Here is a 12,295-nt window from a genome sequence, read left to right on the forward strand (position 1 = left end):
AATCATTCTCCTTTCTTATCTATAATACTTTTTAATATGTTCAAATACATAGATGGGTTTTGCTTTCTCTTATCTAAAGAAGAATTTTTTGCACTGGCAGACAAAATTAGCATTTCTTTTGCTCTTGTTATTCCCACATATAGAAGTCTTATTTTTTCTTTTACAAGATTTTCTTTAATTTCTTTTGAATAATTTTTATTTACTTCACCATTTAAGACAAAATCTATTTCTGATTTTATATTTGCTTCTGGATTTTTGTATTTTTCTTTAAGATACCACTTATCACATTGAAATTTTTGGTAGATATTGTCCGGGAAATTAAACTCTGTCATTCCCAATAAAAATACACAATCCCACTCTAATCCCTTTGCTTTGTGATAATTGCACACAGTTATACTTCCAGGTAATGGCTCGTATCCATTGATTTCACTAACAACTTCTATTATATAACTAAAAACTCTATTTTTTCTGTCGCTTAGCAAGTTATATATTTGTTGTAGATTTATACTGTTGTTTTCTGCTACTAAATACTTAACATAAAAGGCCAAATAATCTACTATTGCTATTTCTTCTTTTTCAATTGTCATACTGTCTCCAATGAAAAGAATCAGCTTGTCTATTCTAGTTAAAGGATATTCTATAATATTTTTCAAATTTTGTATTCCATATAAAAAACTTTGATATAAATCACTTTCTGTGTCTATTATTATATCTTTTGAGCATTCATCATCATATAATAGATTTTCCACATTTAAATGGTCTTTTCTTAATAATTGTATAAAATCTTTTTTTCCTTCTTTATTATCGGTCTTTATATAAACTTTATCTAATACTTCTATTAATTTTTCTTTGTCGTCACAATTGAGTATAAAATCTATTATTAATGCAATATTATCTATTACTCTTCTTTTTCTAAGAGAATTAGGTCCTAGCTCTTCAAATTCCAAATCTTCTTTTATAAGTTCTTTTGCAACTAAATTTACGTGATCATTGTATGGTACTAATATACCTATACTTTTATCTGGGTATTTTTTATTAATATTTCTCACAAACTTTACAGTATTCTCTATTTCCTCGTCAAAGGTTTCATAATATTTATAGCTAATTTGATATTTCTCAGGCTGAGGATTTTCTTTGTATCCCTTATTTTTAGGAACTGTTTTAATATCCATATCTTCCAGAGCATCCTTACACTCTGTCTGTAAATTTTGAGTTACATATCTTACTAATTCATTGGCAAGATTTATTACATCTTTTGAGCTTCTATTTGACATATCCATTCTGTAACAGCAGTCACTGTTTTCTATAAAATTTTTAAAAAATTTTGGATCTGATGAAGAAAAAGTTCCTGTTATACTTTGATTTATATCCCCAACTCTTACAAGATTATTATGCTCTTCACAAATAAGTCCTATTATCTTTCCTTGAATTTCATTTGAATCCTGACACTCATCTTCAAACACATATTGGTATTTATTTTGATATTTTCTTTTTAAATCTTCATCAATACTTAAGGCTTTATGTGCCAAAATTAACATATCATCATAATCTAATAATCCATTTGCTTTTAATTTTTTTTCATACTCAGTATATATAGGAAGAATTATTTTTAAAATCCCCCTACGATTTTCTTTCATATATTCATTTAGTTTTTGTGGAGTAATATCTTTGTATTTAAGTTCACTTATGGTATTTTGAACTAGATCATAAAACCCCTTATCCCAAGCCTCTAACTGTCTATCTGCCCACATTTGATCTTTTTGCTCTTTCACAAAAAATCTAAATGCTTTTTCTCCCCCATTTAACTTGAAATTATTAATACAGTCACCAAGAATCATAGTTTTTTGCAAATCATCAGCTATATTAAAGTCTTCATTTAACATAACTATCTCCGGCTTTTCTTTTATAATTTTCACAGCCAAAGAGTGTATGGTCATTACTTCATAATAATTTTTATCTTCTATATTTTTATCTTCAAGAATTTTCTTTATTCTAACCTTAAAGTTGTTCACCGCACTATTCATATAAGTTAAAATAAGTATCTTTCCTTTACCCTGTCTATTTTCTTCCAAAAGTTTTGCTACTAAATTTGTAACTATAAAAGTTTTACCAGCCCCTGGCACTGCAGGAACTGCCATTTTTCCACCTTCATACTGAATTATAGGAAGCTGGTCCTCTCTGTAATTTATCTTACTCATTAGTTATTTCTCCTTTATTCAAAAGCTTTAATAAAAGACCATATAGCATACTTTCCTGCATAAATCCATTTACACTATACTCACTTTTAAAAGCATATATTTTCTCACTATTTAATAGTAAGTTATAGATTAAATTATATAGATAGTACTTTTTGTTCCTGTCTTCCATTTCATCACTATAAATTTCTTTTTCATTGAAAGATTTTCTAAGAACTAAAGGATTTGCAATGTCTTTTTCTATTTTCATATTCCAAGCATTACTTCCTACATCTATCCATAATTGTATTTGTCTATTTATATTTGAACTTATATATGTGTAAGGCGTTGTAATAATTACTTTATCACTATTTTTCATATCTTCAATATCTGCAGAGACATAATAATCATTTATATTATCTTTTAAACACTTTACAAATACTTCATATTTTTCTTTCTCTTCTATATTTAATTCCTCTAGTATTTCACTAAAAATATCACCTTGTCTTATAATATCTTTGCAAAAGTCCACATTTTTCTTACCATCTTTAAGGTGAAGCATTTTTTCTATATAAAATTGTAATAAAAACTCACTTATCCTCAAATTATCTTTTTCTTTGTTTTTAATATATTCAATCAAGCTTTTATATTGTTCATTTTCATGTCTTTTATTAAACATTTTTATAGCTCTTATCTTATTTATATCAAATAATACTTCTATAAAATTTATGTACTCCTCTTCTTTTATTAAATATTGTAAATTGTAGAAAATACAAGTCGCCACAACTAAAGCATTGGCATAAGGATGATCAATAATTTTATTATCTAGTTTGGTGTTAGCTACTTTTATCTTCTTATACTTTAATTTATTACATATTTTGTAATCTAAAATAGAGTTATTTATAGGTGAAATTATAACAATATCTCTTAGATTTTTTCCTTCATTTATTAATTGTAAAAGTTTTTCTGTCACACCTTCTATCATTTCATCATATAAGTGATACCCATCTTCCAGTTTGATACTTTGATTTTCTTTATACAAAGATTTAATACTTATTGTTTCTAAATCATATGATTTTTTTTGAAAATATTCTTTTACTATGTTTTCTTCTATATAAGATATATCCACATTTTTAAATGAAGAGTAATCTTTACTTTTATCATAAAAAATATATCCACACTCTACCTCATTTAAAAGTTCGCCAATTAAGTCACATTCACTAGCACTGCCATTTTCTAAACTGTCTACAATTAAGTATCTATATTCTTTTTTCAATCTTTTTCTGTAATCTTCATTATTTAATAAATAATTATTGTATAAATATACAGCTATAGAATTATCAATTATACCATTTGATAATAAGGTCTCCATATAAAAATCTATAACTTCCTGCATTTGACTATAAGAATATCTATTTAAATCATTTCTATTTTTCTTAGAATCATATATTTTTTGTCCTATATTATTAATATCTATATTGTTAAAACAGCCTTTACTTAGATTATCTAATATATTTCTGCATATACTTTTATTTGTACCCACTATATCTTCAAAGTAATTTTCTTCTTCTCTTGTCTTGTTTATATATTTCGTGATAATATACTCACTTAAGCTTTGAGAGATAAAAGAAGGGCTTGTTTTATTTGCTTTTATTTTGTCACAATTATTTTCTATCATTGGCCAGTATTTTATTAGCTCCCTTTGGACAAAGTGACTGTATGTGGTAATTCTTAATTCTTCACTAAAGGGAATATTTATTGTTCTCATATAACTTAATTTAGTAATTCCATTTGGTACTAAAAAAAGTATATCTTTTGATTTATAATTATTTTCTTTTACTATGTTTTCATATATGTTAATTATTTTTTCTTTCTTTTTATTTAAATCAACTTCTTGGAATAAATATTTCATCTAATCACCTTTTTTCTAAAGATTTCATTTTTATCTATCTATAATTATATAATATTTTCTATTTTTTTACTCAACTTAGCAAAGTAAATTTACATTCTTTGCATATCAAAAAATAAAAAAGTCTATGTTCTAATATAATAATTAAAACATAGACTTTTTCTATTGCACACTTTGTTTAATTTTATTCTTTTTTTCATCTAATTTTACTAGCATTACCTTAACCACTGTCCATAATGTTATTACCGCTATAACAAATATAATACCTCTTTCAACAGTAATTGCACCTGCTATAACACCCATAAGCATACAAATTAACCAATCTATTGGACTATATCTAAACTCTGAATATTTCATATGGTGTCTTTTATCATATGCATATGTACCTAGTCCAAATAAAATAAAAAATACTCCCACTACAGTTCTTACAATTTCAATTGTATCCATAATGTACCCTCCATATTTTTTACTATTATTGCTTACATATATAGTAGCAGATTTCTTTCAGATAGCTATATATTCCAAAGAAATTAATTAGGTTATAAACTTTAATTTGTTTGTTTTATCATTTCAATGAAAGGTTTAAGTCTTGTAATTATCAATAAGGTCATTTAGTACTTGAAATTCTTTTGTTATCTAGTTTAATATTAACCACTAGTGCAAATGCGATTACACCATACATTATAAATGTTCTAAAACATTTTCCTAAGGCAACGTTATCAAAGAAGTTTTGACCTGCTAAAGGAGATAATACAAATAATATATGTAAAATCACAGTTCCATAAAGAGTATTTTTTACAGATGCTCTTTTTATCGAAGCTCCTCCTGCAAGTAAAGCCGCGCAACTCATAACATCTGTGTTTAAATATTCTGTCTAAATTGTATTGAAATACACATTCCAATAAGTCCTGCAATAATACCTATAGATAAACAAAAGTTCATACCTACACCTGAATTTATCATAGGAATCATTGCAAGTACCAATACCCCATTCATTACAATTTTACAAATTAACGACTACATATCCATATTTAATTTATAAGCTATTATAATTAATAGAAATAAAAATACACTAATTATTATGTGAGGCTTCTTGATTTTCATAATATTCTCCCTCCCCAGTATAAGCTAGAGTAAACTCTTCATCGCTACTGTTTGGATGTAGTATATTAGATAACCTTCCTTCACATAAATCTGCCACTCTATCACTTATTCTTTTTAATTCCTCTAATTCACTGGAAATTACCACTACTGTAATATTGTTTTTTTCATTCATTTTAAGCATCATATTCAAAATTTTTTCTTTTGCACCTATATCAACTCCACAAGTAGGTTCTAAAAGAAATAAAATTTTAAGGTTCATACACAAAACTCTAGCTATACAAATCTTTTGTTGATTTCATCCACTTAGTTGCATAACTTCCTGATTTTTGTCTACGCATTTTATCTCTAATCTTTCTATATAGCTTTTAACTGTATCATTGATTTTTTCTTTGTCTTTTATCTTAAATAATTTCATCTTCCATAATTACAATGCCTTCAGATGGAAATAATCCCATAATTCCATATCATAATGCTAACTTGACGTGGCCTGATAAAGAAGTAATTACTAATATTTCGCCTTCTTTTATATCTAAGTTAATTCCCCCTAAACTCTTCTCCTGGCATGTTTACAAAGAAATTTTTCATCGTAAATATATTTTCATTTTTATTTTTTTACTATCTCTCTTAGTTTTAATAACTTCATAACCTATCATAATTATTATTAAAACTATAAATATATATAATTATATGCATATAGTCTATAAATAGGTGTTATATATAGATTTTCTCTATATGCAGAAGTATTGGAATGGTATTTATAATCAGTTACCAATGTATCTTGAAGGTAGACTATAAAGTGCAAATTAATTTATACCTTCGTTAAGTAATGAAAGATAAGAGAGGTTGATGCCTCTCTCTTTAATTAGAATCTTCTTGAACTGTATTTAGTTCTTCACTTATACTTTCAGTGCTAGATTTTTTATTAATATCTTCCATGATATTACTATCTTCACTAATTTTAATTGAAGAAAATACTTTGCCATCTTTTAGTGTTAAAAGTACTCGTGAGCCATTAATGGTAATTATTTTAGTTTCTATTTTTTCTTTAGTTTCCTCAGGTTCTTTAGAAATATTATCCCCATTACTTTCTACTGTATTTTTCTTATATATAGAAGTTTTTGAATCATTTTTTTTAGTTTCATTGTTGTTTTTTAAATTTATAGAATCATTACTTAGTTTATAATTATTCTTATAATTACTAGCTCCTATACTATTTACTTTCATGTGTAATCCCCCTTATGTATACTCTTTATAAATAATAACATTAAAAAGAAGTATTAATATACCTTGAATCAATTAGCAAGAATAGATATGAGATTATTTAAATTTATATCAATTCTTTAAACAACCTTAAAGCATTTTTATAAAATACTTTCTCTATATCTTCTTCTCTAAAACCTGACTTCTTCATTTCATCATAAATTAACTGCATTTTTGATGAATTTTCAAATTCTAAAGGACAATCTATACCATCAAAATCACTACCAATTCCCACACAATCTATCCCACTAACATTAGAGATATATTTAATATGATTAATAATATCCTCAATCTTACTAATATCACTAGATTTATAATTATTATTTAAAAATGAAGAATAGAAGTTTACACCTATAAGTCCGCCTCTTTCTCCTATTTTTTTTATCATATCATCAGTCAAATTTCTTTGATGAGAACATACATTTCTGGCATTGGAATGGCTGGCAATAAAAGGCTTGCTGGTATTATTATAGACATCATAAATTCCATCATCTGATAGGTGAGAAACATCTATAATGATTCCTAAACTCTCCATCTCATTTATAAATTTAAATCCTTTTTCTTTTAGACCTTTTCTTTCATTTTTTTCTTTATCATAAAAACAACCATTTGGATAAGCTAATTCATTTTCATAATTCCACGTTAAAGTCATCATTCTTACACCTAGTCTATAAAAATCTCTAAGTAATGATAAATTACCCTTGCAAACTCCACCTTCTTCTATGGATAATAATGCTGACATCTTATTGTTTTCAATATTAGTTAATATATCTTTATAAGTATAAGCTATTCCAATATCATCTTTATTTTTTTCAATTTCATCATAAAGTAAATCTATATAACTAAGGCAAGATTCTAAAGGCTTATTATTACTTCTCAAATCTACATAGGATGCAAAAACTTGAAGCATATAATCACCTTTCTTCATTTTTTCTATATCTAAATGTAATCTATTTTGTTTTAAATTTATATTTTCTCCACTTTCTCGAATATCATATAATTGTGATATAGTATCACAATGAAAATCAACTATCTTCATTTATTTCCTCCCAAGAACATCTCCTTGTATTTATTATTTTTAATCTATTTTATTATATAAATCATAAGTAATATCCTGCATAAGTCTTTCATACTCAGGCACATTCACGTTGTTTCCGCAAAAACATACTATGAATGGCTCCTTAGCAAATACTATCCCCACATCATGTGTTATATTAGTATCTTCTCCTGTTTTATGAGCAATCTCAATTTTAGGTTTCATACTATGCAAGAAAAAAGGCATTTTTCCATTTATCCTTTGATTTTTTAAAATACTTATCATTTCTTCACTAGATTTTTCATCAATTAACTCTTTATTATACATTTTCTCTAGTAAATATGCCACATCACTTGCACTTATATAATTTTCTAATCCTAATACTGCCTTTTCATTATCAAACATTTTACGATTAAGAACTGTATTTTTTAGTCCTATTTCTTTTATGGTTTTATTAATATTATCAATTCCTAATTTATCAATTAACATATTTGTAGCATAATTATCACTAACAATTATCATAAGTACGTACAGATCTTCCAGTGTTACCTTCAAGTCTTCTCTCATATAATTTAAGGCTCCACAAGATGGTACCTTATCTTTTTCACAAGTTATAAAAAATTCTTCTTTTTTTATCTTACCTTCTTTTATTTGCTTAAAAGCTTCTACTAAAACTGTAAGTTTTATAACGCTGGCCGCCAACATAATTTTCTCTTCATTATATCCGACAGTATTATTTGTTGCTAAATTTTTATAATAAAAAGATACATCACCCTGTATGCTTTTTAATTTATTAATTACATTCTCCATAATAACGCCCCCTATTTAATTATATCATTAATATTATTCTAATCTATATAACACCATAAATACACTGTCATTAAATCAATTATGATATAATTTAATTACCATATTTTAAAATTACTTAAGGAGGATTTATGTTTAAAGATATTAAAAAGAAAAAAAGAGAATTGAATAAGGAAAGTACAATAGAAGTATTAAAAAATGGAAGAGAAGGAATATTATCTACTATAAGTGAAAATGGATATCCTTATGGTATCGCTGTAAATTACGTTTATCATAACAATTGTATATATTTCCACTGCTCTAATAGCGGTCACAAATTAGAAAATATATCTAAAAATAATAAAGTTTCTTTCTTTGTAAATTCTGATATAACAATTCTTCCAAAGGATTTTACTACTCATTACAAAAGTGTAGTAATATTTGGACATGCCTCTATAGTTAATGATAAAGAAAAAAGAGATGCAATTATTGCAATAGGAGAAAAATATTCTCATCCTCACATGGAGGAAGGTATAAAATACATAGATAAAGCACTCAATGCATTCACTGTAGTAAAAATCGAAATTGATCATATAACTGGTAAATACAGCGACGAAACTAATTAAATAAAAAATAGACTAAAATTCCTAACATACATGGAACTTTAGTCTATTTACTTTTTTATTGATTAAGTTTATTATGGTCTAATTATATTAGTAGCTCCTGCCAATTCTTCAACTATAGAATACATATTAGTTACCTTACCAACTTGTAATTTATCTTGTAAATTATAGAAGTTTAAGCAAGTTCCACAACTTAATATTTCAACACCATTTTCTTCTAGTGCTTTTAAATCTTCTAATGAATCTGAGCCTTCAGATGATAGTTTTACACCGCTATTATATAATAAAACAGCTTTTGGATATTTATCTAATTGAGTTATAGCATATACAAATCCTTTAATAAGAACTTTTCCTAACTCTTCATCACCTTCGCCCATTTTATCACTACTTAATACTACCACCATTTTTTCTTCTTTTTCAACTGTACATACAACTTCTTCAGTTGTTTTATTTTCAACAACTTCGCCACATTGAACTTTTATAACAAAGTGGTTTTCACTTACTTTTTCAAAAGTAGATTCTAAACTTTTTTGACTAACCATTTTTGTTACATTCTGTACAGCTATTTCATTGTCTACACTTACTTCCACAACAGCCGACTCAGTTAATGCATCTATTGCTTTTTTGGCTTTAACAACTGGTATAGGACAATTATCTCCTATTGCATTTACTTTTACTATATTCATTCTTGCGCCTCCTAAATATTGCTTAACTACATCTTTTTATTTAAATCCAATAATAGCAGCTCCTAAAGCTCCTACTATTTGAGCATCCTCTGCTATAAATATTTCTTTATTTAAATTGTTTTTTAACATTTTAACTAGCTCTTTACTTTGTGCCAAACCTCCAGTAAAAGCTATTGTATCTTCTATTCTGGCCTTATTTAATATAGATACTCCTTTATTTGCAATAGATTTTAATATACCTGCTGCTATATTTTCCTTAGGGATATCTTGTGCCAAAAGACTTACTATCTCTGATTCTGCAAACACAGTACACATACTAGAAATATTTTCAGGAGTTGCATCTTTCGCCAAATCATCAATATTTTCTATATCGCTTCCCAGCTTATTAGAAGTAACCTCTAAAAACTTACCTGTACCTGCTGCACATTTGTCATTCATTATAAAGTTAACAACATTTCCGTTGTCATCAATATTTATAACCTTACTATCTTGTCCACCTATATCTAATATTGTTCTAATATTCTTATCTAAAAAGAAAATTCCCTTTGTATGACAAGTTATTTCTGTAACTGTTTTATCAACAAAGTCCATACTAACTCGTCCATAACCAGTTCCTATTACTCTTTTTATTCTACTACTGTCAATTCCATCTATCAAGACCTCATAAGCTTCCTTTGATGTTTTCTTAGGACTCCAGCCAGTTGGTACAATAACCTTTTTTACTATTTTTTCTCCATCAAATAATACAGCTTTTGTTGCGACAGACCCTGAATCTATGCCAATACTATACATCTTCACTAAACTAACAACCTTCCTATTCTCCGATTATTTGTATAAATAACTTTTACTAATTTTATTTACATAAACAAATATTATTTTTATATCTAACACATAATTAATTTCTTTTCTTCAATCATCTCTATAAATGCTTCAAATCTTGTTCTTAATTGTTCTGTGTCTGACTGAGAATAATCAGTTTCAATAGCCATATAATGAATATTTTTATCATTAACTACAAACTCTTTTATTCTATTTCCTTCCACATTAAATGGATGGCATGATTGAAGAGCCACATCTATAACACCATCAATCTTAAACTCTTCTATTAAGTCTTCTAACAATTCTATTCTCTTGTCATTATTCATCATACAAGCACACCCTATATTTAAATACTTTTTAGCTATAGCATCATAAACATCTGGATTACTTTCATCCACTAATTCTCTATTATTTCTTATAGATGAACATAGTTCATAAGCAACTATTGATCCACCAGATTCTTCTATTGTATTAATAATTTTATTTGTACATCCACCAATGGGAGATCCTGTAATTAAGATTCTAGGTGCATCTTTTTTTACTGGAGATTCTCCTCTTTCATATCTTGCTTTTGTATCATCAATTACTTTTCTTAATTCTTCTTTTAATGCATCTCTATCAAACTTAAATTGAGCTTGATAAGATACTTGGTACAATTCCATTCCTGTTAAAGCTGAAGGCTCTAATTTTCCTAAATCATAGTACTCATTTAATAGTCTTCTTTCTTCATTTTTATCTTTAATAGCTTCTCTTATATCATCTTCACTTATGACAGTGTTTAATTCTTTTTCTAATACTTCTTTTAATAAAATTATTTCATCTTTCCAAAGATTAAACTCATGCTTTCCAGTTGCTCTATTAGGCATTTGCATTATATGAGTTGGTTTTACTTTACCTAATTCTTCATACATCTTTTTCTTTCCATCACAAGTTGTTTCCCCAATAAGTAAATCAGAAAAATAGAAATATGGACATGTATCAGTTATTGCATGACCATAACTTGATTTTATTAAAGGACATAGATTTCTTGGCAGTATTTTTTCCGCTTCTGGAATCGCTTCCTCACTTACTCCACATACTCCTACTGGAACAGCCTTTGCAGCGATAGGTAACTCCGATGGCGTAAAGCAACAAAATGTTCCTACCATTTTTCTTCCGCTATCTTTAACTTCTTTAGCTGCTAAAAATCCATCTTTTCTTGCTTGCGCAAAACTTTCAAATTGACTTGGTAAATTACTCATTTATATCCCCCTAAAATAATAAATTAGATTATATTCTTCAGTTTAAATCATCTTCATAGTACCAAATCTAAATATAAAAAACTATATTTATTAAAATTATTTATACTATTTGCTTATTTATTATTTTTTTCTATAAATAAATTAAATTTAAAGCTTAATTACTATTTTATTGAAAATAAAAAAAGATAAACTTTTATAAAATAAAAGTCTATCTTTTTACATAAAAAAATTACGTGGCTACGTGCTACTCTCCCAGGGGGTCGCCCCCCAAGTACCATCGCCGCTCAAGAGCTTAACTTCTGTGTTCGGAATGGGAACAGGTGTATCCTCTTTGCTATAATAACCACATAATCTTTATTAAAAATTACATATCGCCAACGATATACCTTCGCTATCGCTTCAGGTAAATCCGTTGCTAAAAGTATTAACTTTTGTTAGTACTTTCAAAACTGCTAACATTTAATGTTTCCATTATATTTTTTGGTCAAGTCCTCGACCTATTAGTATCAGTAAGCTACATATGTTACCACACTTCCACCTCTGACCTATCAACCATGTAGTCTTCATGGGGTCTTAACCTTACGGTGGGAAATCTTATCTTGAAGTAGGCTTCGCGCTTAGATGCTTTCAGCGCTTATCCTTTCCGTACTTAGCTAC

The 12,295-nt window shown here is 27.1% G+C and carries 13 protein-coding genes and 2 rRNA genes; 1 reads left to right on the top strand and 14 read right to left on the bottom strand.

Annotation, left to right across the window (positions count from 1 at the left end; translation table 11 throughout):
• Nucleotides 1–2 precede the first annotated feature (2 nt).
• From K0039_RS06210 to K0039_RS06245, 9 genes are all read right to left on the bottom strand, one after another.
• Nucleotides 3–2,198, bottom strand: coding sequence for an ATP-dependent helicase (locus tag K0039_RS06210; protein ID WP_228104152.1), 2,196 nt, complete (start codon nt 2,196–2,198; stop codon nt 3–5).
• Nucleotides 2,191–4,086, bottom strand: a complete 1,896-nt coding sequence (locus K0039_RS06215) for a hypothetical protein (RefSeq protein ID WP_228104153.1) — start codon at nt 4,084–4,086, stop codon at nt 2,191–2,193. Before K0039_RS06215 ends, K0039_RS06210 begins: the two co-directional genes overlap by 8 nt.
• A gap of 159 nt (nt 4,087–4,245) precedes the next feature.
• Complete coding sequence (locus tag K0039_RS06220; protein WP_228104154.1) at nt 4,246–4,530, bottom strand: hypothetical protein; 285 nt, start codon at nt 4,528–4,530, stop codon at nt 4,246–4,248.
• 160 nt (nt 4,531–4,690) lie between these two features.
• Entirely contained in the window at nt 4,691–4,933 is a 243-nt protein-coding gene (locus K0039_RS06225) for a hypothetical protein (protein ID WP_228104155.1), read from the bottom strand.
• 11 nt (nt 4,934–4,944) lie between these two features.
• Nucleotides 4,945–5,079, bottom strand: coding sequence for a hypothetical protein (locus tag K0039_RS21945; protein WP_265589413.1), 135 nt, complete (start codon nt 5,077–5,079; stop codon nt 4,945–4,947).
• Nucleotides 5,080–5,155: 76 nt separating this feature from the next.
• Entirely contained in the window at nt 5,156–5,446 is a 291-nt protein-coding gene (locus K0039_RS06230; protein ID WP_228104156.1) for a hypothetical protein, read from the bottom strand.
• A gap of 599 nt (nt 5,447–6,045) precedes the next feature.
• Nucleotides 6,046–6,411 carry a hypothetical protein gene (locus K0039_RS06235; protein ID WP_228104157.1) on the bottom strand — a complete coding sequence of 122 codons (366 nt, stop codon included), beginning with the start codon at nt 6,409–6,411 and terminating at the stop codon, nt 6,046–6,048.
• A gap of 103 nt (nt 6,412–6,514) precedes the next feature.
• A complete protein-coding gene (locus tag K0039_RS06240; protein WP_228104158.1) occupies nt 6,515–7,486 on the bottom strand; it encodes a dipeptidase in 972 nt (323 codons plus the stop codon).
• A 39-nt stretch (nt 7,487–7,525) separates the two neighbouring features.
• Entirely contained in the window at nt 7,526–8,293 is a 768-nt protein-coding gene (locus tag K0039_RS06245) for a serine hydrolase (RefSeq protein WP_228104159.1), read from the bottom strand.
• A gap of 128 nt (nt 8,294–8,421) precedes the next feature.
• Between K0039_RS06245 and K0039_RS06250 the strand changes: the two genes are divergently transcribed.
• Entirely contained in the window at nt 8,422–8,895 is a 474-nt protein-coding gene (locus tag K0039_RS06250; protein ID WP_228104160.1) for a pyridoxamine 5'-phosphate oxidase family protein, read from the top strand.
• 71 nt (nt 8,896–8,966) lie between these two features.
• Here the strand turns inward: K0039_RS06250 and yedF are convergent, their stop codons facing one another.
• The 5 genes from yedF to K0039_RS06275 all read right to left on the bottom strand — a co-directional run.
• Entirely contained in the window at nt 8,967–9,578 is a 612-nt protein-coding gene (gene yedF / locus K0039_RS06255) for a sulfurtransferase-like selenium metabolism protein YedF (protein WP_228104161.1), read from the bottom strand.
• 36 nt (nt 9,579–9,614) lie between these two features.
• The gene (locus tag K0039_RS06260; protein ID WP_228104203.1) at nt 9,615–10,370 is read right to left on the bottom strand and encodes an acyl-CoA dehydratase activase; all 756 of its coding nucleotides are present in this window, start codon (nt 10,368–10,370) and stop codon (nt 9,615–9,617) included.
• A 92-nt stretch (nt 10,371–10,462) separates the two neighbouring features.
• Nucleotides 10,463–11,638 carry a double-cubane-cluster-containing anaerobic reductase gene (locus K0039_RS06265; RefSeq protein WP_228104162.1) on the bottom strand — a complete coding sequence of 392 codons (1,176 nt, stop codon included), beginning with the start codon at nt 11,636–11,638 and terminating at the stop codon, nt 10,463–10,465.
• 231 nt (nt 11,639–11,869) lie between these two features.
• Nucleotides 11,870–11,986 (bottom strand): 5S ribosomal RNA (rrf, locus tag K0039_RS06270).
• 132 nt (nt 11,987–12,118) lie between these two features.
• Nucleotides 12,119–12,295: ribosomal RNA gene (locus K0039_RS06275) — 23S ribosomal RNA — on the bottom strand; the annotation flags it as partial.

The sequence above is a fragment of the Terrisporobacter mayombei genome (genome assembly GCF_020748465.1).
Classification (GTDB): domain Bacteria; phylum Bacillota; class Clostridia; order Peptostreptococcales; family Peptostreptococcaceae; genus Terrisporobacter; species Terrisporobacter mayombei.